23 protein-coding genes and 1 tRNA gene are annotated in these 23,878 nt (G+C 63.0%); 15 read left to right on the forward strand and 9 right to left on the reverse strand.

The window, feature by feature from the left end; genetic code table 11:
- From Q0319_RS10175 to cysW, 4 genes are all read left to right on the forward strand, one after another.
- Positions 1–565, forward strand: a 565-nt coding sequence (locus Q0319_RS10175; protein ID WP_299452205.1) for a citrate/2-methylcitrate synthase, incomplete at its 5' end; no start/stop codon positions are given.
- 123 nt (positions 566–688) lie between these two features.
- On the forward strand, positions 689–1,705 hold the full coding sequence (gene cysP, locus Q0319_RS10180; RefSeq protein WP_296470247.1) for a thiosulfate ABC transporter substrate-binding protein CysP: 1,017 nt from the start codon (positions 689–691) through the stop codon (positions 1,703–1,705).
- A gap of 114 nt (positions 1,706–1,819) precedes the next feature.
- Positions 1,820–2,656, forward strand: a complete 837-nt coding sequence (gene cysT, locus Q0319_RS10185) for a sulfate ABC transporter permease subunit CysT (RefSeq protein WP_296470251.1) — start codon at positions 1,820–1,822, stop codon at positions 2,654–2,656.
- Between the two features lie 5 nt (positions 2,657–2,661).
- On the forward strand, positions 2,662–3,534 hold the full coding sequence (gene cysW, locus Q0319_RS10190) for a sulfate ABC transporter permease subunit CysW (RefSeq protein WP_296470256.1): 873 nt from the start codon (positions 2,662–2,664) through the stop codon (positions 3,532–3,534).
- A gap of 11 nt (positions 3,535–3,545) precedes the next feature.
- On the opposite strand, the gene Q0319_RS10195 is transcribed toward cysW, so the two are convergent.
- Positions 3,546–4,187 carry a Smr/MutS family protein gene (locus Q0319_RS10195; protein ID WP_296470259.1) on the reverse strand — a complete coding sequence of 214 codons (642 nt, stop codon included), beginning with the start codon at positions 4,185–4,187 and terminating at the stop codon, positions 3,546–3,548.
- 205 nt (positions 4,188–4,392) lie between these two features.
- Positions 4,393–5,349 (reverse strand): thioredoxin-disulfide reductase, encoded by a 957-nt coding sequence (gene trxB / locus Q0319_RS10200; protein WP_296470262.1) that lies wholly within the window; start codon positions 5,347–5,349, stop codon positions 4,393–4,395.
- Between the two features lie 294 nt (positions 5,350–5,643).
- On the opposite strand from trxB, the gene Q0319_RS10205 reads away from it, so the two are divergent.
- The 7 genes from Q0319_RS10205 to Q0319_RS10235 all read left to right on the forward strand — a co-directional run bounded on the left by Q0319_RS10205 (position 5,644) and on the right by Q0319_RS10235 (position 12,922).
- Positions 5,644–7,983, forward strand: a complete 2,340-nt coding sequence (locus Q0319_RS10205) for a DNA translocase FtsK (protein WP_299452211.1) — start codon at positions 5,644–5,646, stop codon at positions 7,981–7,983.
- Positions 7,984–8,021: 38 nt separating this feature from the next.
- On the forward strand, positions 8,022–8,696 hold the full coding sequence (gene lolA, locus Q0319_RS10210) for an outer membrane lipoprotein chaperone LolA (RefSeq protein ID WP_087783353.1): 675 nt from the start codon (positions 8,022–8,024) through the stop codon (positions 8,694–8,696).
- A 12-nt stretch (positions 8,697–8,708) separates the two neighbouring features.
- Positions 8,709–10,031: a replication-associated recombination protein A gene (locus tag Q0319_RS10215; protein WP_087783246.1), complete on the forward strand. Its 1,323-nt coding sequence runs from the start codon at positions 8,709–8,711 to the stop codon at positions 10,029–10,031.
- Between the two features lie 155 nt (positions 10,032–10,186).
- Positions 10,187–11,509 carry a serine--tRNA ligase gene (serS, locus tag Q0319_RS10220; RefSeq protein WP_087783245.1) on the forward strand — a complete coding sequence of 441 codons (1,323 nt, stop codon included), beginning with the start codon at positions 10,187–10,189 and terminating at the stop codon, positions 11,507–11,509.
- Between the two features lie 71 nt (positions 11,510–11,580).
- On the forward strand, positions 11,581–11,757 hold the full coding sequence (locus tag Q0319_RS10225) for a DUF1328 family protein (RefSeq protein ID WP_087783244.1): 177 nt from the start codon (positions 11,581–11,583) through the stop codon (positions 11,755–11,757).
- Between the two features lie 89 nt (positions 11,758–11,846).
- Positions 11,847–11,937, forward strand: a tRNA-Ser gene (locus Q0319_RS10230).
- Positions 11,938–12,280: 343 nt separating this feature from the next.
- Positions 12,281–12,922, forward strand: a complete 642-nt coding sequence (locus Q0319_RS10235; protein WP_144389601.1) for a hypothetical protein — start codon at positions 12,281–12,283, stop codon at positions 12,920–12,922.
- Between the two features lie 142 nt (positions 12,923–13,064).
- Here Q0319_RS10235 and Q0319_RS10240 read toward each other — a convergent pair whose 3' ends face one another.
- The 3 genes from Q0319_RS10240 to Q0319_RS10250 all read right to left on the reverse strand — a co-directional run bounded on the left by Q0319_RS10240 (position 13,065) and on the right by Q0319_RS10250 (position 15,082).
- On the reverse strand, positions 13,065–13,565 hold the full coding sequence (locus Q0319_RS10240) for a hypothetical protein (RefSeq protein ID WP_087783242.1): 501 nt from the start codon (positions 13,563–13,565) through the stop codon (positions 13,065–13,067).
- Between the two features lie 48 nt (positions 13,566–13,613).
- Positions 13,614–14,072, reverse strand: a complete 459-nt coding sequence (locus tag Q0319_RS10245) for a hemerythrin domain-containing protein (protein WP_299452228.1) — start codon at positions 14,070–14,072, stop codon at positions 13,614–13,616.
- Between the two features lie 116 nt (positions 14,073–14,188).
- The gene (locus Q0319_RS10250; protein ID WP_087783240.1) at positions 14,189–15,082 is read right to left on the reverse strand and encodes a LysR family transcriptional regulator; all 894 of its coding nucleotides are present in this window, start codon (positions 15,080–15,082) and stop codon (positions 14,189–14,191) included.
- 105 nt (positions 15,083–15,187) lie between these two features.
- On the opposite strand from Q0319_RS10250, the gene Q0319_RS10255 reads away from it, so the two are divergent.
- The 3 genes from Q0319_RS10255 to gtdA are packed head-to-tail and all read left to right on the forward strand — an operon-like array spanning position 15,188 to position 18,279.
- Entirely contained in the window at positions 15,188–16,045 is an 858-nt protein-coding gene (locus Q0319_RS10255) for a fumarylacetoacetate hydrolase family protein (protein WP_087783239.1), read from the forward strand.
- Between the two features lie 15 nt (positions 16,046–16,060).
- Positions 16,061–17,248 carry a 3-hydroxybenzoate 6-monooxygenase gene (locus tag Q0319_RS10260; protein ID WP_087783238.1) on the forward strand — a complete coding sequence of 396 codons (1,188 nt, stop codon included), beginning with the start codon at positions 16,061–16,063 and terminating at the stop codon, positions 17,246–17,248.
- Entirely contained in the window at positions 17,245–18,279 is a 1,035-nt protein-coding gene (gene gtdA / locus Q0319_RS10265) for a gentisate 1,2-dioxygenase (protein ID WP_299452236.1), read from the forward strand. The genes Q0319_RS10260 and gtdA overlap by 4 nt, the downstream gene beginning before the upstream one ends.
- Before the next feature lie 48 nt (positions 18,280–18,327).
- On the opposite strand, the gene Q0319_RS10270 is transcribed toward gtdA, so the two are convergent.
- On the reverse strand, positions 18,328–19,317 hold the full coding sequence (locus Q0319_RS10270) for a tripartite tricarboxylate transporter substrate binding protein (RefSeq protein ID WP_087783236.1): 990 nt from the start codon (positions 19,315–19,317) through the stop codon (positions 18,328–18,330).
- A gap of 319 nt (positions 19,318–19,636) precedes the next feature.
- On the opposite strand from Q0319_RS10270, the gene Q0319_RS10275 reads away from it, so the two are divergent.
- Positions 19,637–20,950 (forward strand): MFS transporter, encoded by a 1,314-nt coding sequence (locus Q0319_RS10275; protein WP_087783235.1) that lies wholly within the window; start codon positions 19,637–19,639, stop codon positions 20,948–20,950.
- Between the two features lie 31 nt (positions 20,951–20,981).
- On the opposite strand, the gene Q0319_RS10280 is transcribed toward Q0319_RS10275, so the two are convergent.
- The 3 genes from Q0319_RS10280 to Q0319_RS10290 are packed head-to-tail and all read right to left on the reverse strand — an operon-like array spanning position 20,982 to position 23,851.
- Positions 20,982–21,947 (reverse strand): tripartite tricarboxylate transporter substrate binding protein, encoded by a 966-nt coding sequence (locus Q0319_RS10280; protein WP_296470713.1) that lies wholly within the window; start codon positions 21,945–21,947, stop codon positions 20,982–20,984.
- Between the two features lie 19 nt (positions 21,948–21,966).
- Positions 21,967–22,812 (reverse strand): alpha/beta hydrolase, encoded by an 846-nt coding sequence (locus Q0319_RS10285; RefSeq protein WP_087783233.1) that lies wholly within the window; start codon positions 22,810–22,812, stop codon positions 21,967–21,969.
- A 4-nt stretch (positions 22,813–22,816) separates the two neighbouring features.
- On the reverse strand, positions 22,817–23,851 hold the full coding sequence (locus Q0319_RS10290; protein WP_087783232.1) for an LLM class flavin-dependent oxidoreductase: 1,035 nt from the start codon (positions 23,849–23,851) through the stop codon (positions 22,817–22,819).
- Between the last annotated feature and the right edge of the window lie 27 nt (positions 23,852–23,878).

The raw sequence follows: 23,878 nt of genomic DNA on the forward strand, positions 1-23,878 counted from the left end.
GCAGCAGGAACCCACCGAAGCGACTCAGGGGCGGCTCAATGCCGCTCCTGAGCGCCGTAGGAATCTCCGGCCTTCAGACCGGGGAGGATGTCAAATCGGTGCATGCCTGCAGGCGGCCATCGTCACGCATTCCGGCATCCGGTTCGGCGGCGGCTGCGACCGCACGGAAGACTTGCTGCGCGGCATACGCACTGAACAGGAACTGCAGAACCTGATCTCGTCCTATGTATCAACCGGGCGGCAGGTCCCGGGGTTCAATCCTGTTTCGTATCCCAAAGGCGATCCGCGCGCCCGCTATCTCATCGATCTCGCATCTTCCCTGCATCCCGGCCTGGGGGGAGCGGTGCTGCCCGGGCTGTCCACGCTTCCCCATGCCAGCGAAGGCTTGCATCCGCGCATCGACGTGGGCCTCGTCTGCCTGGTCATGGGGCTGGGCCTGCCGCGCGGCGCGGCTTCAGCGTTGTGGATGATAGGGCGAAGCGCCGGCTGGGCGGCACATGCCATCGAGCAACGGCTGGCAGGGTTCACCATGCGGCCGCGCGCCAAGTACATGAGCCCAGTGTAGGGGGGGGCATATTTCTTTTGATTATGAAAAAATGATGAATATATGGTTTGGTTGCATATGTGAATTTGTTACGGTTGCATCCTCGTTTCTCGAATTCACAAACCAGACCTAGGACGCCGTTTCATGTTCAAAAAGATCATCGTGCTTGCGGCAGCATCGGCCGCGCTACTCGTTGCCGCGACCGGGACGGCGCAAGCCCAGGACAAGCCTTTGCTGAACGCGTCTTATGACGTGGCGCGCGAGGTGTTCGCCGCGATCAACCCCAAGTTCCAAGCATATTGGAAGGAAAAAACCGGCCACGACGTCAAGATCGACCAGTCGTTCGCCGGCACGTCGCGCCAAGCCCAGGACATCATCCAGGGCAAGAAAGTGGACGTGGTCACGTTCAACCAGGTGACCGACGTGGACATCCTCGCCAAGCGGGGCCTGTTGCGCAAGGATTGGCAAAAAGCCTTCCCCAACAATAGCTCGCCCTACTACAGCACGATCGCCTTCCTGGTGCGCAAGGGCAACCCCAAGAACATCAAGGGTTGGGATGATCTCGTCCGCGACGACGTGAAGCTGGTGTTCCCCAATCCCAAGACCTCGGGCAATGCCCGGTACACCTACCTTGGCGCTTGGCTGTACGCCAATGAGAAATTCGGCGGCGATGAGGAAAAGACCAAGCAGTTCGTAGGCAAGCTGCTGCACAACGTCGTGAACTTTCCCACCGGCGGCCGCGGCGCGACGGTCGCATTCGCCCAGAACGGGCAGGGCGACGTGCTGCTGACCTTCGAGTCGGAGGTGATCAACATCGCCAAGGGCGAGGAGTTCAAGGCGGGCGGTTTCGAAATCGTGGTGCCGCCGGTTTCCGTGCTGGCCGAGTTCCCGGTGGCCGTCGTGGACAAGGTCGTGGACGAAAAAGGGACGCGCCAGCTCGCGACGGAATACCTCAACTATCAGTACACCCGCGAAATCCAGCTGCTGCTGACTACCTTCAACTACCGCGTCCATCATCCTGACGTCGCCAAGGTCGTGGCCGATCGCTATCCCAAGGTGCGGCTGATCGATCCGACCAAGGTGCTCGGTTCGTGGGACGACATCACCAAGGTCCACTTCAGCTCCAACGGCGTGCTCGACCAATTGCTGGCCAAGCGTTGATCGAGGGAGCGCCGGCCGCCGGGCCGGTGCCGTACAATGCCTCCGCAAGAGCGCGGCCTACCGAAGGGAGGCCGCGCTTATTCGCTTCCGCCACACGCTCCAGCCGCCTACGCCGTGAATTCGTCGCTCCGTTTCTTCCGTAGCCCGCCCGTCCTGCCCGGCTTCGTCCCGAGCTTCGGCTTTTCGGTCTTGTACCTGAGCCTGGTCATCCTGATTCCGCTCTCGGCGCTGTTGCTCTACGTGAGCGACATGACCTGGGAGCAGTATTGGCGGGCGATCACGGATCCCCGCGTGGTGCAGAGTTACAAGGTCACGGTATCCGGGGCGTTCTATTCGACCGTCATCGTGGCGGGAATCGGCTTCGTGCTCGCGTGGATCATTTCCCGCTACGAGTTTCCGGGCAGGCGGGTGATCGACGCACTGGTCGATTTGCCATTTGCGCTGCCCACCGCGGTGGCGGGGATCACGCTCTCGGCCTTGTTCGTGCCGGAGGGCTGGCTGGGACGGTGGTTCGCCCCCTTGGGCATCAAGATTTCCTACGCCTATCCGGGGCTGGTGGTCGCAATGATCTTCACCAGCCTTCCATTCATCGTGCGCTCGCTCCAGCCGGTGCTGGAGGATCTCGAACCGGAATACGAAGAGGCGGCCGCCACGCTGGGCGCGACGCGCTGGCAAACGTTTTGGCGCGTGCTGCTGCCCAGCCTGGTGCCAGCCTTGATCTCTGGCGCCTCGCAGGCCTTTATCCGCAGCCTGGGAGAATTCGGGGCGGTCATCATGATTGCCGGCAATATTCCGTTCCAGACGGAAATCACTTCGCTGATGATTTTCGTGCGCTTGCAGGAGTTTGACTATCCGGCGGCAGCCGCCATCGCGTCGGTGGTGTTGGTCGCCTCGTTGCTCCTGCTTTTCTTGCTGCAAGTCGTGCAAGGGCGGCTGCTGCGCCGTCGCTGATTCCCATGAAAAACAAACGGCCCACCCTGATCCACCAATGGCTGCTGATTGCGCTTGGCATCGTGCTTACGGTGTTGATGCTCGTCGTGCCGTTGGCGCTGATTTTCTCCCGGGCGCTGTCGGGCGGCTGGAGCCTGCTGGTGCAGAACCTGAACGAAGATTTCATGCAGCATGCGATCGGCCTGACGGTGCTCACCACCCTGGCGACGGTACCGATCAATCTCGTATTTGGGATTCTGCTGGCCTGGTGCGTCACGCATTACGACTTCGTCGGCAAGCGGGTGCTCGTGACCCTGGTCGATATTCCCTATGCCACGTCTCCCGTGGTCGCGGGCTTGTGCTATCTGGTCGTCTACGGGCTCGAAAGCGCGTTCGGCAGCTGGCTGTACGATCACGGCATCCAGCTGATGTTCGCGTGGCCGGGCATCATCATGGTGACCGTGTTCGTCACTTCTCCCTACGTGGCGCGCATCCTGATCCCCTTGATGCAGGCCCAGGGCGCGGATGAAGAGATCGCGGCGCTTTCCCTGGGCGCTTCGGGCTGGCAGATTTTCCGGCGCGTGACGCTGCCCAACATCAAGTGGGCGCTGCTCTATGGCGTCGTCATCACCAACGCGAGGGCGGTAGGGGAGTTCGGCGCGGTGTCGGTCGTATCAGGCACCATCATGAACCAGACCCTTACCCTGCCGCTGTTGGTAGAGCAGCTGAACAATGATTACAAGAGCGCCGCGGCCTTCACCGCTGCGGCCTTGCTCGCCTGCATGGCCATGCTGACGCTGGTCCTCAAGACGGTCATGGAGTGGCGCCAGAAGCGACGGGACGATACGCCCGCGCACTTCGTCCCCGAAACAATGACCTCTACGTCGACCAAGCCGTGAGGGACGCCGGCTCAGGCGGAGCGGCCCTGCCCCCGGAGCAGCACGAGCACCACGCCCGAGCCGCCGTCATTGGGGCGGGCCTCGACGAAAACGAGCACCTCTTCCTTCTGCACAAGCCATCGCCGTACTTTTTCTTTCAGGACGGGGGTACGGTTCTTTGAGCCCAACCCTTTGCCGTGGATGATGCGTACGCAGCGCATCTGCTGGCGAACGCATGCGCGCAGGAACTCTCCCAGTGCATCCCGAGCTTCGTCTACGCGGTGGCCGTGCAGGTCGAGCTGCGCCTGTACCGTCCACTGGCCGCGCCGGAGCTTGCGCACCACGTCCTGGCCCAGGCCATTGCGCCGGTAGGAGAGCGTGTCGTCCGTGTCGATGAGCCAGTCGGCGCCGTAGTCGTCCGAGATCGATTCCCGTAGCACTTCGGACTCGTCCTCCCAGCGCTTGTAGGGCAGGGGGCGCGGCGGTGGCGGTGTCGGGTCGATCCGGCCGTTGGGCTTGAGCGGCACGACCTCACCCACCAGTGTGCGGAACTCCGCCGCCGCCAGGCGGGCCGCCTGCTCGCGGCGCCGGGCTTCGCGTTCGGCGGCTTCTTCCGCCTCCCGCCGGGCCTTCAGTTCCCGTTGCAGCGTCTTGAGGTCCGACAGGCTTCCCACGACGCGTTTCGCACGAGTCCCTGGGAAGGATGCGGTCGCACCGGGACCGTTGCATCCTTGGCTAGTCTGGATTCGCTTGGTACGAGACACGATCGTCGCCTTCCTCCGAGGGGCGCCGGTGCGCAAACCGCGCCGGCCCGCCCGCACGGCGGGGCGCGCGAAACGCTCGTGGGGCTCCCTATGGGGGGTTAAACCATCCCGGGGGTCAAACCATTTCACCGTCCAGCCATCGCTGCGCGTCAAGGGCTGCCATGCAACCCGTGCCAGCGCTGGTGATGGCCTGGCGGTAGATTCGGTCCTGCACGTCGCCGGCGGCAAAGACGCCCGGCACCGAGGTCATCGTGGCCAATCCGTTCAAGCCGCTGCGAGTGACGATGTAGTCGTCTTTCATCTCCAGTTGGCCCTTGAAAATGCCGGTGTTGGGCTGGTGGCCGATGGCGATGAATATGCCGCTGACGGCGAGGTCTTCCGTTTCTCCCGTCTGGTTGTTCCGGATGCGCGCCCCCGTGACGCCGGAGTCGTCGCCCAGGACTTCCTGCAATTCATTGAAGAGCTTGAGGATGATCTTGCCTTCCTGCACTTTCTCGTTCAGCTTGTCCACCATGATGGGCTCGGCGCGGAATTTGTCGCGGCGGTGGATGAGCGTGACCGTCTTGCAGATGTTGGCCAGATACAGGGCTTCCTCGACGGCCGTGTTGCCGCCGCCCACCACGGCGACGTCCTGGTTCTTGTAGAAGAAGCCATCGCAGGTGGCGCAGCCCGAGACGCCGCGGCCCTTGTAAGCCTCTTCGGAGGGCAGGCCGAGGTACTTGGCCGACGCTCCCGTGGCGATGATGAGGGCGTCGCAGGTATAAGTGCCGGAGTCGCCTTCCAGCTTGAAGGGACGTTGGCCCAGGTGTGCCGTATGGATGTGGTCGAAGACGATCTCGGTGTTGAAGCGCTCCGCGTGCTGCTGGAAGCGCTGCATCAATTCCGGGCCCTGGACGCCGTTGACGTCGGCGGGCCAGTTATCCACCTCGGTGGTGGTCATGAGCTGCCCGCCTTGTTCCACCCCGGTGATAAGCATGGGCGAGAGATTGGCCCGAGCAGCATAGATGGCGGCTGTATAGCCGGCAGGCCCCGATCCGAGGATGAGGACTTTCGCGTGTTTCTCTTGGCTCATAGTATCGACATGGTCATGGCGCCGAGCGCCGATTCGCAACCGTCATCATAGGGGATCCCGGACTTTCTTGTTGCGGGCGCGAGAGCCGGGAAGGGGCTCTCTCTGGTCCGCCTGGGCTGGCGACAGGGTAGGTCCAGCGCAGGCCGCGGCCGGCACGCCGGACCCGGCGTTCGGGCGCGCATGGGTGCGCCGGGCCATTATATTTTTCGACTTGTTGCAATGTGCTTGAGTTTTTCTATCGTTACGATAGCGCAGTGCAGCAGGACGAGGTGCTCGCACACTTATAATCAGCCCATGGCTCGTACCGCTACCGCGGGGAATACCCGCAATTCGCAACCCGCTGGCAACCCCGGCGCCTTGCCTGGGCGCCTGTCGCGCCTGTTCAGAGAAGCGCGCTGGATTTTGTTCGCTGCGTTGGCCGCCTACCTAACCCTGGTGCTGGCCACCTACAGCCCGGCCGACCCGGGTTGGTCGCATGCCGTGCAGATCGACCGCGTTCACAACAGTGGGGGCCGTTTCGGCGCCTGGCTGGCCGACTTGATCCTGTTCCTGATCGGTGCGTCCGCCTGGTGGCTGGTCGTGCTGCTGCTGCAGCGGGTGTATGCCAGCTACCTGCGGCTGGCCAACCAATTCCTGCGCGGCGGCGTCGAGCCGGACGTGCCTCCCCGTGTCCGGTGGGAACAGGGACTCGGGTTCGGAGCCTTGATGATAGGCTCGGTGGGATTGGAAGCCCTGCGGCTGCGCTCTTTCGGCGATTACCTGCCGCACGGCAGCGGCGGCATGATAGGCGAAACCATCGCCAAGTACGCGGCTTCGACCTTCGGGTTCACCGGCGGCACGTTGCTGCTCCTCGTACTGTTCGCGATCGGCGCGAGCCTGTTCTTCGGGTTTTCGTGGCTGGTCGTCGCCGAGCGCGTCGGTTCCTGGCTCGAGTGGAGCGTCAGGCGCCTGAAGAATGCCTGGCAGGCCCGCGAAGACCGGCGGGCGGGCGAGGTTGCGGTGCAGGCCCGGGCCGAGGTCGTGGTGGCCAAGCAAGAGAAACTCGTGCACGAACAGCCGGTGCGCATCGAGCCGGCCGTCACGGTCGTGCCGAAGTCCGAGCGGGTGGAGAAGGAAAAACAGCAGGTGCTGTTCGCCGACCTCGGCGACAATCGCCTGCCTCCGCTGAGCCTGCTGGATCCGCCACCGGCCAGCCAGGAAACCGTCTCGACGGAGACCCTGGAGTTCACCTCCCGCTTGATCGAGAAGAAACTTGCGGATTTCGGCGTGCAGGTGTCCGTCGTCACCGCGCAGCCGGGTCCCGTGATCACCCGCTATGAAATCGAGCCGGCCGTCGGCGTCAAGGGCAGCCAGATCGTCAACTTGGCCAAAGACCTTGCCCGGGCGCTCAGCCTAGTCAGCATACGGGTGGTGGAAACCATACCCGGCAAGAATTTGATGGGGCTGGAGCTGCCCAATGCGCGGCGCCAGACCGTCAAATTGTCCGAAATCCTCGGCTCGCAGACCTATCACGGCAGCTCCTCGGTCCTGACCATGGCCCTGGGCAAGGACATTGCGGGCAAGCCGGTCGTGGCCGATCTGGCCAAGATGCCGCACCTGCTGGTGGCCGGTACCACGGGCTCGGGCAAGTCGGTCGGCATCAACGCGATGATCCTGTCGTTGCTGTACAAGGCCGATCCGAGCCAGGTGCGCCTCATCCTCATCGATCCCAAGATGCTCGAAATGAGCGTCTACGAGGGCATCCCCCACTTGCTCGCGCCCGTCGTGACCGACATGCGCCAGGCCGCCAATGCGCTCAACTGGTGCGTGGCGGAAATGGACAAGCGCTACCGGCTGATGAGCAAGCTCGGCGTGCGCAACCTGGCCGGCTACAACACCAAGGTGCAGGAGGCCATCAAGCGCGAAGAGCCTATCCCCAACCCCTTCTCGCTCACGCCCGAATCGCCCGAGCCGCTCCAGCCCCTGCCCATGATCGTGGTCATTATCGACGAGCTGGCCGACCTGATGATGGTGGTGGGCAAGAAGATCGAAGAGCTGATTGCGCGGCTGGCGCAGAAGGCCCGGGCCGCAGGCATCCACCTCATCCTCGCCACCCAGCGCCCCAGCGTGGACGTGATCACCGGCTTGATCAAGGCCAACATCCCGACCCGGATATCGTTCCAGGTGTCGTCCAAGGTGGATTCGCGCACCATTCTCGACCAGATGGGCGCCGAAACGCTGCTCGGACAAGGGGATATGCTCTACATGCCGCCCGGCTCGGGCCTGCCGACCCGGGTACACGGGGCTTTCGTGAGCGACGACGAAGTGCATCGCGTGGTCGAACAGTTGAAGACCCTGGGCGAGCCCAATTACGAGGAAGGCATTTTGGAAGGCATCGTCGAGGGCGAGACGGGCGACGGACTGACCAGCGTGACTGGAATGGCGGACGCCGAGTCCGACCCCTTGTACGACCAGGCGGTGGAAGTCGTGCTCAAACACCGTCGGGCGTCGATTTCCCTGGTACAGCGTCATTTGCGCATTGGTTACAACCGTGCCGCCCGCTTACTCGAGCAAATGGAGCGTGCGGGCATGGTGTCGGCGATGCAGTCCAACGGCAACCGCGAGATCCTCGTGCCCGCCAGCCAGGGCGAATAGCGGTCATGCCCGCCGCGCTGCGCTACGGAGAATCCTACATGACACCTTTTCCCCATACCGCCGTCCGGTTCGCGCGTTTCTTCGCGGGGGCGGGCTTGGCTGTACTGCTGGCCGCCCCGACACTCGCCTGCGCGGGGGCCATCGACCAGCTGCGGGCGTTCGCGGGCAACACCCAGGCCGCTCGCGGCCAGTTTTCCCAAGTCACGCGCGGGGCATCCGGTCAGGCCGCGCCCGTGCAGTCCGGCGTGTTTTCCTTCCAGCGCCCCGGGCGCTTCCGCTGGGAAGTCGCCAAGCCCTATGAACAGTTAATCGTCTCGGACGGCAAGCAGTTGTATCAATACGATCCGGACCTGAACCAGGTCACCGTGCGCCCGGTTGGCGAGGTCATCGGGTCATCGCCCGCGCAGATCCTGTTTGGCTCGGGCTCGCTCGAGCAATCCTTCGAGCTCGTCGAGCAGCCCGAGCGCGATGGACTGCAATGGTTGCGCGCCACCCCGAAAAGTCCGGACGCCGGCTTCTCGCGCATGGACATCGCCTTCCAGGGCGGCCTGCCCGTGCGGCTGGAACTGCATGACGCATTCGGCCAAACTACGGCCATCACCTTCAGCGGCATTGAGCGCAATCCTCCCTTGCCGCAAGACGCCTTCCGTTTCACGCCGCCGCCCGGCGCGGACGTAGTGCGCATGGACGGACAGCCAGCCGGCCAACGCTGATCGGAGCGGCGCATGTCCGATCTTTTTCCAGACGACGCTTCTTCCGCATCGGCCCCCGGCGCATCCGCGCCGTTGGCCGAGCGCTTGCGGCCGCGTTCCCTGGACGAGGTGGTCGGGCAGAGCCATCTTCTGGGGCCTGGCAAGCCGCTGCGCGTGGCTTTCCAGTCGGGGCGGCCGCATTCGATGATATTTTGGGGGCCGCCGGGCGTGGGCAAGACCACGCTCGCGCGCTTGATGGCCCATGCCTTCGATGCCCAGTTCATCGCCATATCCGCGGTCCTGGGCGGTGTCAAAGACATCCGCGATGCGGTCGTCGCGGCGCAGGCGGCCCAGCAGAAGGGGCGCCGCACCATCCTGTTCGTCGACGAGGTCCACCGCTTCAACAAGGCCCAGCAGGACGCTTTCCTGCCATACGTGGAGAGCGGGCTTTTCACCTTCATCGGTGCGACGACGGAGAATCCCTCGTTCGAGGTCAATTCGGCCCTGCTGTCGCGGGCGCGGGTCTACGTGCTGCAGTCGCTCAGTGCCGACGAGCTTAGGCTGCTGATCGCCAAAGCCATCGCCATGCTGGGCGACGTCGAGTTCGACGAAGCGTCGCAGCAGCAGCTGGCGGCGTGGGCCGACGGCGATGCGCGCCGCGCCATCAATGCCGTCGAAGTGGTGGCAGAGTCGGCGCGTGGGGCAGGACGCACCAAGGTCGACACGGAATGGCTGGAGACGGCGCTTTCGCAAAACCTGCGCCGCTTCGACAAAGGCGGCGACGCGTTCTACGACCAGATCAGCGCCTTGCACAAATCCGTGCGCGGTTCGGACCCCGATGCAGCGCTGTACTGGTTCTGCCGCATGCTCGACGGGGGCGCGGATCCCCGCTACCTCGCCCGCCGCATCATCCGCATGGCCGTCGAAGACGTGGGCTTGGCCGATCCGCGTGCGCTGGACATCGCCAGGGCAGGGGCCGAAGTCTATGAGCGCCTAGGGTCGCCTGAAGGCGAACTGGCGCTCGCGCAGGCCGTCGTCTACCTGGCATGCGCGGCGAAATCCAACGCGGTCTATACCGCCTACAACGCAGCGCGGCGTTTCGTGGCCGAGCACGGTACCGCGCCGGTTCCCATCCACCTGCGCAACGCGCCCACCAAACTGCTCAAGCAATTGGGCCACGGCAAGCAGTACCGCTATCCGCACGACGAGCCACATGCCTATGCGGCGGGCGTCGACTACTTCCCCGAGGGCGTGCGGGCCACGTTCTATCAACCGACCGACCGCGGGCTGGAAGCCAAGATCGCCCAGAAGCTCGCTTTCCTGCGCGAACTGGACAAGGAAGCGAAGAAGGGTTGACGCGTTCGGAAAGGGCTCCGGCACTGGGTCCCAGCCTGCGGCCTTGGCGTCCATGGGCTGAGCGTTTCCGGGGAGGCTAAAATGAAAGATTCATCGCCGGGGGCTGCGCCCCCAGGCGGCGTCATCCCCCTTATTTTCTCACCACGGCTTTTCCCATGCTCGATATCGCTCTGCTGCGCAAAGACATCCAGGCAGTGGCCGCCCGGCTCAAAGACCGGGGCTACACGCTAGACCTCGACGGTTTCAACTCGCTCGAGTCGCGGCGCAAGTCGGTGCAGACGGAGACGGAAAACCTGCAGGCACGGCGCAATATGCTCGCCAAGCAGATCGGCATGCTCAAGGCCAAGGGCGAGGACGCATCCGCCGTGCTGGCCGAATCGCAGGCCATTCCGGCCCGCCTGAAAGCGCTGGAGGAAGAGCTCGCGAACATCCAGCGCCACATGCAGGCGCTGCTGCTCGCCGTTCCCAACCTGCCACACGCCAGCGTCCCGAACGGCGCATCCAGCGACGACAACGTCGAAGTGCGTCGCTGGAGCCCCACCGGTGCCGATCCGGCGCCGTTGCCCTTCGAACCCAAGGATCACGTGGCGCTGGGCGAACCATTGGGCTTGGATTTCGAAACCGCGGTCAAATTGTCCGGCTCGCGTTTCACGCTCATGCGCGGCCCCATCGCACGGCTGCATCGCGCGCTTGCGCAGTTCATGCTGGACGTCCAGACGGGCGAGCACGGCTACACCGAATGCTATACGCCGTACATCGTTAATACGGCAACTTTGGTGGGCACCGGCCAACTGCCCAAATTCAAGGACGACATGTTCTGGGTCACGAAAGGCGGCGAGTCGGTCGACGAAAACGGCAATCCGGTACCTCGGGAAGAGCTTTATCTCATCTCGACGTCCGAGATCACGCTCACCAACACGGTCCGCGGCGAGATTCTCAGCGCCGATGCGCTACCCATCAAACTGACCGCCCATACGCCGTGCTTCCGCTCGGAGGCGGGTAGCGCCGGTCGCGATACGCGGGGCATGATTCGCCAGCACCAGTTCGACAAAGTCGAGATGGTGCAAATCGTTCATCCCGAGCGCTCTTACGAGGCGCTGGAAGAAATGGTTGGCCACGCGGAGAACGTCTTGCGCAAACTGGAACTTCCGTATCGCGTGGTGCTGCTGTGCACTGGCGACATGGGATTCGGCGCCGCCAAGACGTACGACCTCGAAGTCTGGCTCCCGGCCCAGGGCACGTATCGCGAGATTTCGTCAGTGTCCAATTGTGAAGCCTTCCAGGCTCGGCGCCTGCAGGCGCGCTTCCGCAACGCCCAGGGCAAACCGGAACTCGTGCATACGCTCAACGGTTCGGGCCTCGCAGTAGGGAGAGCCTTGGTGGCCGTGCTGGAAAACTATCAACAGGCCGACGGCAGCATCGTCGTGCCCCAGGCACTGCGGCCGTACATGGGCGGCTTGGAGCGACTCACTCCGTAACAATCGCGGCGCGCGGCCCGCTAACGCCTAGGCTAGGGTAGATGCATGTTCACCCCCGGGAGGAGCTAGCCATGCTGAAGTGGGCATTGATATTTTTCGTCATTTCGATCATTGCGGCGCTGTTCGGATTCACCGGCATCGCCGCGGGCGCGGCCGCCATCGCCAAGTTCCTGTTCTTCTTGTTCCTCATCCTTTTCGTGATCTTCCTGGTCTTGGGGCTGACGGTATACAAAAAGATCACGGATTAGCCTTGCGGAGACAAACCACCCTGTTTCGTGCTATAGTTTAGGGCTGTTGTCTGGTTCGCCACGACCCAGGCAAGCGCCCTAAGGTGCACGGAGAGGTGGCAGAGTGGTCGAATGTACCTGACTCGAAATCAGGCGTACGGTTTCCCCGTACCGTGGGTTCGAATCCCACCCTCTCCGCCAGTTTTACTAAAAAAATCAGGCAATTACGCCGCCCGGCCAGGCGGCGTTTTTGTTTCCACTGCCATTGATCTGGCCTGCCGTGGACGAGACGTGACCACGTTTGCGTGCGTGGCCAGGTAACTCTCTCGCGAGATGGGCATACTTCCGCACCATCTCTATCGTCTCCCACCCTCCGCTTCCTTCAGCCTCACCAGGGGGAGTTCCAGCATCCACGCGCCAGCTCGCCCGCGTGTGGCGCCGGCCGTGCACCCTGAAGTCCTCGCCCCCCGCCTGCCGTCGAGGATCGCTCAGCCCATCCGGCGCTGAGCAGGATGGGGTGTTCCCTCATGACAGGGCACCGACCATGAAATACGATCCCCGCCGGGGGTGGCGTATGGATCGTTTCATTATCGGCATGGCCTATGTCGTCGGGGGAGCGGCGCTGGTCGCCGTTTGGTCGGCTGTGTTCGGGTGGCATAGGGAAGCGGCAAACACCGCGGCTGCCTGGATTCAGGCCGTTGGCTCCATTGCTGCAATATATTGGGCCGGCAGAATAGCTCGTCAGCAAACTGAAGCGCGACGGAAGCAGGCCGCTGAAGAACGCGTGATGCAACTTCGCGCCGCAGGGGAAATGATTGATGTTTTCCATGGAGCTATTTGCAAGGCGGTCGACGCAATAGAGGGCGAGGAGTCGCTAGCTAATCGCATTCATGAAGCTCATCTCAGGGTGCGGCCCATGCGTGTTGCAGAAGAAACGATGATGCGCATTCCTTTTCATGAGCTTCCGTATGCAGTGATTGCCCGTCCGGCGTTGAATTTCCTTCATAGGTTGCAACAGTCGCTTCAGTTCTTAGAGGCGATTTCTCAACTGAACGAGGGCGACGAACGAGAAGGTCTTGTGCTCGGGGGCGCCCTCGATGGCATGAAAAAGGCACGCGACAAGGCGGGCGAGGATGTGCAGAAAATCCACGCGCAAGTAGCGACCTACCGAGGCGGTTCGAGGTAAACGTAGGGCGAGTGGCGCACACTCCATCGGTCGGCACGACCTGCGCGGCGCTTGTGGCCTGAATGAGCAGTCGTACCGTTCCGGTGATTGTGGCGGTGGCGAAACCCCAACAACCTAGGGGAAGGGGTCAGGTGGATGATGGTTACGGTTTAACTATCCTGGGCTCATACCCGGCCGGAAAGCAGCCTAGCTCTTTTGCTCTCGCGATGCCCACCCGTCCGCATTCACCCATGACATAGCGCTCATACAGGAGTTGCTGAGGAGGAGCGGTGGGGCCTAGGCTGATTCCGATCGGGGTGATGGTCGCGCGTTTGCACGTCCCTGGGTTTTTGGTCTCGAAGGCGACGTCTTTGCAGAGGCTGAGGGTTTTCTTTCGCGTTGCCCAATACTCGTCGTGCTCCCTCTGGGATTCCTTCAACAAGGCTTCCCGTTCCGCTCCTGCCTTTGCCCATAAATCGCGCAGCTGTTGGTCGGAGAATTTCTTGGCCTGGTGCTTGAGGATGACCTGCTGGTACTCCGGGTCGTAAACAGGCGCGGAGTCGGTGGAGGCTGCACTGGAGAGATTAGAACCTGCAAGCAACACCGCACAGATGGCGTCTCGGCATAGGCGCGCAGCGCCCCGCCTCGACGATTTTCGAACCATTGTGTTTTCCATGGATTTCTAAGGTATGGCGTTGAGGCCGGCCAAGGCTCACCCCCTCAGCACGACCTTCATCCGCTCATAATCCTTGTTGTACTGTCGGGCGAGGCGGGATTTTTGGGTTTCGGTCAGGATCTTCCCCGAGACTTGGAAAAACTTTCTTTCTTCCTCCTTCAGGTGATGATGAACCTCTTCGGACAATTTCTTGGCGGCGGCGAGCCACTCTCCGCCGGTTGCTTCCGCCTTGCCTAGTTTTTCGACGAGCTCATCGATTTCGTGGTGCTCGGCCAATGCATGGCGCGATGAGTTGAGCCCCATGTCATCCATCAAGATCGGAGCGTACAAATAGCGCTCTTCGGCAGCCGCATGGGCGGCGAGCTCGATCTTGAGTTCGGCGTAGATTTCCTGTCGCTTCCCGCCTTGCGGTGATGCACGGAGCAAGCGTCGGCAAAGCTTGCGTTGGATGTCATGGCTGACACGAAGGGCTTCGTAGATGTTGTCCGTGACCATCTTCGCTCCTGGGGTTGGCGGGAGTGCCATGGACAGGCTACTGGATCGCGGCACGGTTGGGCAAGCGCGAGGGAGGCTGTCTCCAGGCGGTCACATCGACGGCCGGACTCGCGCCATCAATTCCTGAACAGATCCACCACTACCGACCGCAGCCAGCGGCACCCGGCATCCCGGTGATAGCGGTCGTGCCAGTATTGGCGCACGAGGTAGGAGGGCAAAGCAATGGGCACTTCCAGGAACTTGATCGTGCCGTGCGCGGCGATGATCTGGGCAAGGTGGACGGGGGCGAGGGCGATGAAGTCGGTCTTGGCAATGATCTCTTCCAGGCCCAGGAAGGAAGGGACCCATAGCGCAATCTGGCGGGTGACGCCGGCTTCCTCAATGGCTTTGTCCAGCATCCAATGCGCGGTGCCGGATGTTATGACGGCCACGTGCTTTTCGTTGACGAATTGTTCGCGCGTGAGTTTGTTCCGGATGCGCGGATGTCCGCTGCGCATCAGGCAAACGTAATGCTCGCTGAACAGTTTCTGCTGGTGGAAGCCTGCCTGCATGTTGAGCGTAAAGCCCATGGCCAGCGACGCTTCGCCTGTTTCGAGTTTCCGCGGGGTGTCGTCGTCCAGGTCCCTGACTTCGATGCGAATGTTGGGGGCAACCTGGCTGAGGCGGTTGAGCAATTTCGGCAGCACCACCATTTGACCGGTATTGGTCATGCAGATCCTGAACGTCCGGTCGGACGTGGCCGGGTCGAACTCCGGCTCTTGGCCTGCAGTCCCGTTGAATAACGCGAGTGCTGCCTGGACGGCAGGAACCAGTGCGGCGGCGCGCGGCGTGGGTTGCATGCCGTTGGACGTGCGCACGAACAGCGGGTCGCGGAAGTGCTGGCGCAGCCTCCCCAGGCGGATGCTGACGGAGGGTTGGCTCAGGCCTAGTGCGACGGCGGTGGCGGATACGGCCCCGGTCTTCGCGAGTTCGTCCAGGAGCGCCAAGTCTTTTAGGTCTAGTTTGCTCATGGCCAATATTTGTATTTATTAATGGACTATATATGGCACTGATAATTGACGCAATATCATGCCAACCCTAAAGTGCCCGTACTTCACGCACTCTGGGAGACATCGATGCAATTGTGCCGTTTCAACGAAGGCCGACTGGGAATCGTCCAAGGCGGTCAGGTCAAGGACGTGACCGAAGCTTTGGACGTACTTCCGGCATATCGCTACCCGCTTCCGTGTTTTGACCCGCTGATTGCGAACTTGAAGGAGGTTGTGGCGAGGGCGACGGAGCTGTTGCCGGCCGCGAAGACGCTCGCGCTGGAGGAGGTCTCTTTGCTGGCGCCGGTCGCAAGCCCAGGGAAAATCATTGCGGCGCCGGTCAATTATCTGAAGCACCTGGCCGAAGCCCGGGAGGATGCGGAGATCCACCACCGCAACCAGGTGGGCGAAATCCAGCGGGTGGGCGTGTTCTTAAAGGCGACGAGCTCCCTGGTCGGCCAGTCTGAGGGGGTCGCGCTCAAGCACCTGAACCGCCGTAACGATCACGAGGCCGAAGTGGTCGTGGTGATCGGAAAGAAAGGGCGGGACATTCCGGCCGCTCGCGCGTACGAGTACGTCGCTGGCTATTGCGTCGGGCTCGACATGACCACGCGTGGGCCGGAGGAGCGCAGCTTCCGCAAGTCCATCGATACCTATTCCGTGCTGGGGCCGTGGCTGACGACTGCGGACGCGGTGTCTTCGCCCGGCGAGCTGGGGTTCCGCCTCACGGTGAACGGCGAGCTTCGCCAGCAGGCCAACACCCGCGACCTGGTGTTGGGCATACCGGAATTGATCGAGATGGCATCGTCGTTCTATACGTTGCATCCCGGAGACTTGATCTACACGGGTACGCCTGAGGGTGTCGGGCCGGTGCACCCGGGCGACGTCATCGACGTGTCGGTCGACGGCCTGGGCGGCATGCGGGTGCAGGTCCGTGCGGCATAAGTGGAGGGAGGAGACATGAGCAATAGCAGACAGCCGTTGTTGGTGGTGGGCGGCGGTATTGGCGGTTTGGCGTCGGCGTTGGCGCTCTCTCAGCGGGGCCGCGAGGTGCACGTATTCGAGCAGGCTGCCGAGTTCAAGGAAATCGGCGCAGGCATACAGCTGGGGCCGAACGCGTTTTACACCTTCGATGAGCTGGGTGTGACCGAAGCAGTCAATGAGCTTGCGGCCTTCCCCGACGACATCATCGCAATGGATGCCGTTTCCGGTGAGCGGGTGGTGCACCTGCCAGTGAGCGAGCTTTTCCCGCGGCGGTTCGGCAAGCCGTACGGACTGATTCACCGTGCGGACCTGCACCGCGTCCTGTTGGACGCCTGCCGGGAGACGGGCCGGGTCCACCTGCATGCCGCGACGCAAATCGTCGGCTTCGGGGACAACCGTGGGTCGGTGCGCGTGACGACGGCCAGCGGCGAGGCGTACGAGGGCGACGGCTTGATCGGCGCCGACGGGCTCTGGTCGACCGTCCGAGAATCCATCGTGGGAGACGGCAAGCCCCGGGTGTCCGGCCACATCGCCTACCGCGCCGTGCTCCGCACTGAGGACGTGCCTCTCGAGAACCGGCTGAACGCCATGGTCTTGTGGATGGGGCCCAAGTACCACTTGGTGCATTACCCGCTGCGCGGCGGCAAGCTGTTCAACTTGGTGGCGGTCTTCCATAGCGATCGTTATGAAGACGGGTGGGATACCTATGGCGATCCCGAAGAGCTGCACTTGAGGTTCCAGGGGGCGCATCCCCACGTCCTGAACATGCTCGCCAAGATCGAGTCGTGGCGCATGTGGGTGTTGTGCGACCGGGAGCCGGTCAACCATTGGAGTCAAGGACGCACCACTTTGTTGGGCGATGCCGCGCATCCCATGCTGCAGTACTTGGCCCAGGGCGCATGTATGGCGATGGAAGACGCCGTGTGCCTCGCCAAGCGGGTGGCAGCGCAGCCGGACGACTTGCCGCGGGCTTTCCTCGAATACCAGCAGGCGCGTTATTTGCGCACGACCCGCGTGCAGTTGACGGCCCGCCTGTATGGCCATGCTTATCACGCGGCCGGGGCAACGCGGGACCTGCGCAACGCATTCCTGAAGTCGCGAACGATTGAACAGACCGCCGACAGCATGGCGTGGATGTACGACCGGAAGGAAATCCCGCAATGAATGAAGCTTCCAATAGCCAGCGCCAGGCTTTCTACGAATTGATCGATGGCAGCAGTTGCACGCCGCTCTGGGAGGTCTTGCACGCGTTGGTGCCGAAGACGCCGGCCACGCCGTGCGTGCCGCATCTCTGGAGCTGGGACGCCATGTGGCCTTTCCTCCAGCGCTCGGGCGAACTGATTAGCGCCGAAGAAGCCGAGCGGCGCGTCTTGGTGCTGGAAAATCCGGGGCTGCGGGGGCAATCCCGGATCACGCACAGCCTGTACGCCGGGTTGCAACTGATCCTTCCCGGCGAAGTCGCTCCGCCGCACCGTCACTCCCAGTCGGCAATGCGGTTCATCATGCACGGGCATGGCGCCTATACCGCCGTGGACGGGCGGCGGATCTCGATGTCGGAAGGCGATTTCATCATTACGCCTTCCTGGTCTTTCCACGAGCATGGCAATCCGTCGGATTCGCCCGTCGTCTGGCTCGACGGCCTGGACGTTCCCATCGTCGAGCTGTTCGATGCGCAGTTTCGCGAAGATGGCGACGAGGCGCCGCGGTCCGACCCCAGCGCCGATGGGACGGTGAATCTGGCCGAGTTCGGCGTGTCCATGAAGCCGGTGGAGTACCGGCCGGCCACGAAAACGTCGCCCTTGTGGTGGTTTCCCTATGATCGAAGCCGGGAAGCCGTGGAAAAACTCTCCCGCACGCGCGCACCACATCCTTGCTGGGGACACAAGATGCAGTACGTCAATCCCGCTACCGGAGGATGGCCCATGCCCACCATGGGCACGTTCCTGCAGTACTTGCCGGCGGGTTTCGAGGGCCGGCCGTACCGGTCGACCGATGCGACGGTCTACGCCGTGCGCGAGGGGCGCGGGGTGTGCGAGATTGCGGGAAAGACCTTGAGATTCGGGCCCAAGGACATTTTCGTGTGTCCCTCCTGGATGCCGTATTCGTTGCGGGCCGAGAGCGAAGTCGTATTGTTCAGCTTTTCGGATCGTCCCGCGCAGCAAAGCCTGGACATCTGGCGGGAACAGCTGAGCTGACGTCAGGGGAGTTGAAACGGGCCGCGATGCGGCCCGTTTTCCTATGCGTCAGTCGAGACGGATGTTCGCCTTCTCGATCGACTGGCGGTACACGTCGAACTTGTTCTTGACCTCGCTCTTGATTTCGGCGGGTGTCCACGGGGTAGGCTCGAACGCGAAGGTCGCAAAGCGCGCCTGGATCGCTGGGTCGCCCAGCACCTTGTTGATGTCGGCATTGATCTTGTCAACGATGCTTTGCGGCGTGCCTTTGGGCGCGAGTATGGCGGCGAACGAGCTCACTTCGAGTCCTGCCGGGCCGCCGCTTTCGGAGACTGTGGGAACGTCAGGAAACTGTGAGATGCGCTTGGGCGCAGCCACCGCGAGATATCGTATCTTGCCTGCCTGGTAGGCACCCTGGCTCGATGCCAGGGTTGCGAAGCTCCAGGCTACGTCCCCGTTGCCGACCGATGCGAAGAGTTGGGGTGTTTCTTTATAAGGCACGTGCAACATCTTGACCTGGGTGGCCGATTCCAGGGCCACGCCGCCCAGGTGGCCCGGGCTGCCTATGCCCCACGATCCATAGGTCACCGAGCCCGGTTCCCGGCGCGCCGCGGCGATCAGGTCTGCGACGCTGCGCCACGGGCTGCCGGATGCGGTCGAGACCATGAAGAAGGTTCTGAAAAGGCCGGCGGTGTATTCGAATATCGCGTCGGGGTCGTAATTGCGCTGTTTGTAGAGCAAGGGCAGGGCGGCCAGCTGTTCGCTGTCGAGCTGCAGCAACGTATGGCCGTCAGGTGCAGCACGGCGAAAACCATCGATGGCGATGAAACCTGCCCCGCCGGGCCTGTTCTCGACGACGACGCGTTGGCCCCACATGCCGCCCAGCTTTTCGGCAACCAGGCGCAGCACGGTATCCGGTCCGCTGCCGACCGAGAATGAGCTGATCATGGTGACGGGGCGGTTGGGGTAGGCCTGCTGAGCCGCTACGGGCGCGGCCAGTAAAACGGCGGCGGCCGCCCAGAGGCGGCGATGGGTCAAGCTGGGGGAAGGGCGATGCATGGGGTCTCCGTCTACTCTAGTCGTATGTGGACGCGTTGCACGAATACGAATAAACGTTCGGGTCAAGGCTTGTCGGGGTCTCCTGATGTGGATTGCTAGGGGTGCCCCGCACGATAGGGAGTCGGTTCGAATAGCGCAATGCAATGGGGAAAATACTGTTTATTGAAAAAGCAAATGTGTTCGCGACACGCCCTGGCTTCGCTCCGTCTGCGCCCATCATCGGCCTCGGCAGCACGGCCTTTTCGGGCGGGGCGCCAGAGGTTGCCGAGACGGGGAGCGCCGGCAGGATCGGGTATTCTTTGCCGAAGGGCGCCCACCCATGCGCGTCCGGAACTACAAGAACTTCGGAACGAGAGGGGATCTGGCCGTGCGTCGCATAGGCAATTGGTATTTCGGTTGGACCATCGTGGCTGCAGCGACGGTGATGACTTTGTTGACGGTCGGCATGCGCATGAGCATCGGGCCCTTTTTCCTACCCATCATCGACGACCTCGGATTCAGCCGGAGCATGTTGGCGGGGATCGTGGCGGTGGGCATGCTCTGTTATGGCTTGGCCATGCCGCTCGCCGGCTATTTGGTCGGCACGCGCGGGACGCGTTTCGTATTGCTGCTCGGGATGGCAGTCGTGGTGTTGTCCACCCTCGCGACCGTTTGGGTGCGCGATCCTCTGGCGTTTTTCCTGGCTTTCGGGGTGGGGCAGTCGTTGGGGTTGGGGTTGACCAGCCCGGTCGCGCTCACGCCCATACTGACCCGCTGGTTCACGCGCCAGCGCGGCATGGCGCTATTTTTCCTTTCCACCGGGTCGATGGCTGGCATCGCCCTGATGACGCCGGTTTTCACTTCGCTGATCGCATGGTTGGGCTGGCGCGCGGCCCTAGTGGCGTACGCGGGGGCGTTTGCGTTGTTTACCTTGCCTGCTGCGTTGTTCGTATTCCGCGACAATGCACCCGCCCATGCCGACCTGCGCCCCGAAGACGTCGCGGCGCGCACGGCGGCGGCATCGCACGCCACCCAGGCGGCGCCCGCCCTGCGGGTCGCCGACGCGGTGCGTACGGCGCCGTTCTGGCAGGTGGCGATCGGATTGTTCGCTTGTGGCTTCAGCATGAATCTGCTTGGTTCGCACGGCGTGCCCATGCTGATGGATCATGGTTTCGACGCGATGACGAGCTCACTGGGCATAGGGCTCATCGGCGCAGTGGCCATGTTCAGTACTCTGGTGTTGGGGCGCTTGGCCGACGTGCTGCCGCGGCGGGATCTGCTCGCCACGATTTATCTCGTGCGGGGCTTGGGATTTTTTGCATTGGTGATGGTCGGCGCGCATTGGGAACTGTACGCAGCGTCGACCATCGGCGGGATCGTCTGGGCGGGCAGCATTGCGCTGTCGTCGGCCATCCTCGCCGACATATATGGCGTGCGCCTAGTCGGGGTGTTGTACGGGCTGACCTACCTGGGCCATCAAGTCGGCGGCATGATCAGTTCGTGGCTGGGTGGCTGGGGCTACGAAACCTTCGGGACGCACTGGATTTCGTTCGGTGCCGCAGGTGCGTTGCTCGTTGCGGCGGCGGCGATGTCGATGCGCTTGCCGCGGCGCGCTACCCCGATGGTTCGCAGCGCCCCGGCAGCGGGAGGGTGAGGCGGCCCGCCGCCGGTCGGCAAGCGTGTCGTCAATTGACCGAGACTTTAAATTCCTTGATCAGTTTTTCCCATTCGACGGCCTCGCGCTTCATCGATTCGCCGAACGCTTCGGAGCTTTCGAACGTGGGTTCCAACCCCTGGTCGCGCAGCCATTTGGTGACATCGGGTTCGCGCAGGATGGACTGGATGTCCGTCCGGATTTTGTCGATGACCGGCTTGGGTGTACCCGCGGGGGCGAGGACGCCGAACCAGCCTCCCGCGCGCAGGCGCGGAAAGCCCAGCTCCAGGAAGGTCGGCACGTCCGGCAATACGCGCGAGCGCTTGGGTGCCAGCACGGCGAGCGCCCGGACACGGCCCTCTCGGATGTGCGGAATGGCTGTTCCCACCGAGTTGAAGCTCGCCTCCACGTGCCCGCCGATCATGTCCGAGAGCGACAGCGCTTCTCCCTTGTAGGGAACCGGCAAGACGTCGATGCCTGCGCCTTGGCCGAGGATGAGGCTATAGAAATGGAAGCTGGAGCCCGTGCCGAAGTTGCCGATCCCCAGTGGCCGCCCTCGTTTTTTCACCCCCTCGATCATTTCTTGGAGCGTTTTGTACGGGGAGTCCGAGCGCACTACCAACGTCGTTTCTGTATCGACGAGCTGCACGACCGGTGCAAAGTCGGTGATGGGGTCGTACGGCGTTTCGGGGTAAAGCAGTTTCACCATCCCGTGCGACACGAAAGTCGAGAGCAGCGTGTAGCCGTCCGGTGCCGCGCGCGCCACGATTTCGGCGCCGATCCGGGTCGTCCCGCCCGGCCGGTTTTCGACGACGACGGGTTGTTTCCATTTCTTGTTCAGTTGCTCGGCCAGCAACCGGGTGATGCGGTCGGGACTGCTTCCGGGCGGGCCGGGCAGGATAATGCGCACGGGCTTTTCGGGCCAGGACTGGGCGATAGCGGCAGGGCTGACGGCCATGGCGAAGGCCCAGGCCAAGTGAAGCAGGCGCGGTTTCATCGGTAGTCTCCGTGTCGTTCTAAGTTTGTTGGAAGAAGTCGGCAAGGTGTTGGTTAAAGCGCGCCGGTGCTTCGAGCTTGAGGATATGGCCGCAGCCGTCCAGCGTTTTCAGTTCGGCTTCTTGCATGGCGTCGCAGAGCGGCCCGGCATGTTCGGAGACCGGAGCGACGGTGTCGTGCGTGCCGGCCAGGATTAAGGCGGGAGCGCTGACCGACGCCGCCAGGGCGATGCCGTCGCAGTCGAATAGCATGCGGGTGGCTTGGGCCAGGCCGTCAGGATGAACGGCTTCTCCTAATTGGGAGAAACGCTCGATCACCAGCGCGTCGGGATCTGGGCCGAGGAATCGCGCCGCACGCGTCTGGGGCGCAACGGCGCGTGCGGCCGGATCGAGCCGGGCGGCAATGCGCGCGGCTTTTTCGGCGGGCTCAAGATGGCTGTAGCCGCGAGTCGGCGCAGACAGTACGACGGACCGTACCCGCTGCGGATGGCTCGCCGCATACGCATTGGCGATCAGCGAGCCCCATGAGCTTCCTACTAGGTGCACTGGCGCAAGGCGGAGCGCGTCCAGCAAGGCATGAAGGGATTGCACGTAGTCGTCCACCCTGGGCGAGGCGGCCGCAGGCGGCGTGCTGCCGCCGAAGCCCGGCGCATTCCAGGCGACGACTTTCCAGCGGGCCGAGAGCCCGGCTAGCGGCGCACGGTAGCCAGCCGAACTCGAGCCTATGCCGTGCAGCAGGACGATGGCGTCGTCGCCCCGGCCCGCTTCCCGGTATTCGATGAGCTCGCCGGTAGGCAGGCGGATTTGCTGCAGCGGTGGCAGGGGCGCTTCGAGCAGGGCGCGGTCTTGTGAGCTGAGGGTGGGCATGGTGTCAGGCTTGCGTGGAGGTGGGTTCGGGTTCGGTCAGCGCAGGCAAAATGTGTTCGGCAAAGAGCTGGGTGGATCGTAGAGATTCTTCCCGGGTCAGGTCCCCGAAGGCCATGCGGCAGACGAAGTAATTGACACCCGTTTCCTCCGCGGCGGCGGCTATCCATCGCCGCACGGTCTCGGGGGACCCGGCAATGCCCAAGCCCGCACGTTGGGCATCGTCGAAATTGTCGGGGAAAGAGAGCGTTTGGGGCCGGGTACCGTGTTTGACCCACAAGTGCATGAGGTGTGCATACCAACGCTGATAGGCGCGCCGCGCAGTTTCGAGTGCTTCGCCATCGGTGTCGGCCACGACGATGTGACGGCTCACGCCCAGGTAAGGGATGGTTTCGGGTGGGTGGCCCAGTGCCTCCCAGTGCACCCGATATTGATCGGTGATCGCACGAACCTGCGCCGGCATCCCATTGCACACGATGTTGACGGCATTTTCCGCCGTCCATTGGGTGGCGCCCGGCGTGCCGGCGCCGTACCAGATGGGCGGGGTGGGGCGCTGCACGCACTGCATTTCCACCGGCACGTCCCGTAGGTCGAAATACTTGCCCTGGAAGTTCACCGTGGCCTGGGTGAGCCCTTGCATGATGATCTGGAATGACTCGTGATAAATACCCTGTGCGTGGGCCGGGTCGACGCCGTAGTAGCCAAGTTCATAGGGCGATATTCCCCGTCCGAAACCTACCTCCAGGCGGCCGCCGCTCATCTGGTCGAGCATGCAGATTTCTTCCATGACCCGCAGCGGGTGATGCATGCCCAGGGTATAGACCAGTGGCCCAAAGCGCAATCGGCGCGTACGCTGCGCGACTGCCGACAGGTACACGCTCGGCGACGGAGCGATGCCCAGAGGCGTGGAATGGTGTTCCGCCACGTGATAGGCGTAAAACCCGGCGCGGTCGTAGGCCTCGACCAGAGCGAGCCTATCTTCATATTGCTGGGCCAGCGTGACCGTGCTGCGGTCCATGTGATCGAACACTGCGAATTTCATGCATTTCCCTTGGTGATGGCCGCGCGC

It is taken from the genome of uncultured Pigmentiphaga sp. (assembly GCF_937950555.1).
GTDB lineage: Bacteria > Pseudomonadota > Gammaproteobacteria > Burkholderiales > Burkholderiaceae_B > Pigmentiphaga.

What these genes read in the sequence shown, in the direction of transcription:
- cysP (WP_296470247.1), top strand. Translation starts at nt 689, where the DNA reads ATGTTCAAAAAGATCATCGTGCTTGCGGCAGCATCGGCCGCGCTACTC.
- cysW (WP_296470256.1), top strand. Translation starts at nt 2,662, where the DNA reads ATGAAAAACAAACGGCCCACCCTGATCCACCAATGGCTGCTGATTGCG.
- trxB (WP_296470262.1), bottom strand. Translation starts at nt 5,349, where the DNA reads ATGAGCCAAGAGAAACACGCGAAAGTCCTCATCCTCGGATCGGGGCCT.
- Q0319_RS10205 (WP_299452211.1), top strand. Translation starts at nt 5,644, where the DNA reads ATGGCTCGTACCGCTACCGCGGGGAATACCCGCAATTCGCAACCCGCT.
- lolA (WP_087783353.1), top strand. Translation starts at nt 8,022, where the DNA reads ATGACACCTTTTCCCCATACCGCCGTCCGGTTCGCGCGTTTCTTCGCG.
- Q0319_RS10215 (WP_087783246.1), top strand. Translation starts at nt 8,709, where the DNA reads ATGTCCGATCTTTTTCCAGACGACGCTTCTTCCGCATCGGCCCCCGGC.
- serS (WP_087783245.1), top strand. Translation starts at nt 10,187, where the DNA reads ATGCTCGATATCGCTCTGCTGCGCAAAGACATCCAGGCAGTGGCCGCC.
- Q0319_RS10225 (WP_087783244.1), top strand. Translation starts at nt 11,581, where the DNA reads ATGCTGAAGTGGGCATTGATATTTTTCGTCATTTCGATCATTGCGGCG.
- Q0319_RS10235 (WP_144389601.1), top strand. Translation starts at nt 12,281, where the DNA reads ATGAAATACGATCCCCGCCGGGGGTGGCGTATGGATCGTTTCATTATC.
- Q0319_RS10240 (WP_087783242.1), bottom strand. Translation starts at nt 13,565, where the DNA reads ATGGTTCGAAAATCGTCGAGGCGGGGCGCTGCGCGCCTATGCCGAGAC.
- Q0319_RS10245 (WP_299452228.1), bottom strand. Translation starts at nt 14,072, where the DNA reads ATGGTCACGGACAACATCTACGAAGCCCTTCGTGTCAGCCATGACATC.
- Q0319_RS10250 (WP_087783240.1), bottom strand. Translation starts at nt 15,082, where the DNA reads ATGAGCAAACTAGACCTAAAAGACTTGGCGCTCCTGGACGAACTCGCG.
- Q0319_RS10255 (WP_087783239.1), top strand. Translation starts at nt 15,188, where the DNA reads ATGCAATTGTGCCGTTTCAACGAAGGCCGACTGGGAATCGTCCAAGGC.
- Q0319_RS10260 (WP_087783238.1), top strand. Translation starts at nt 16,061, where the DNA reads ATGAGCAATAGCAGACAGCCGTTGTTGGTGGTGGGCGGCGGTATTGGC.
- gtdA (WP_299452236.1), top strand. Translation starts at nt 17,245, where the DNA reads ATGAATGAAGCTTCCAATAGCCAGCGCCAGGCTTTCTACGAATTGATC.
- Q0319_RS10270 (WP_087783236.1), bottom strand. Translation starts at nt 19,317, where the DNA reads ATGCATCGCCCTTCCCCCAGCTTGACCCATCGCCGCCTCTGGGCGGCC.
- Q0319_RS10275 (WP_087783235.1), top strand. Translation starts at nt 19,637, where the DNA reads ATGCGCGTCCGGAACTACAAGAACTTCGGAACGAGAGGGGATCTGGCC.
- Q0319_RS10280 (WP_296470713.1), bottom strand. Translation starts at nt 21,947, where the DNA reads ATGAAACCGCGCCTGCTTCACTTGGCCTGGGCCTTCGCCATGGCCGTC.
- Q0319_RS10285 (WP_087783233.1), bottom strand. Translation starts at nt 22,812, where the DNA reads ATGCCCACCCTCAGCTCACAAGACCGCGCCCTGCTCGAAGCGCCCCTG.
- Q0319_RS10290 (WP_087783232.1), bottom strand. Translation starts at nt 23,851, where the DNA reads ATGAAATTCGCAGTGTTCGATCACATGGACCGCAGCACGGTCACGCTG.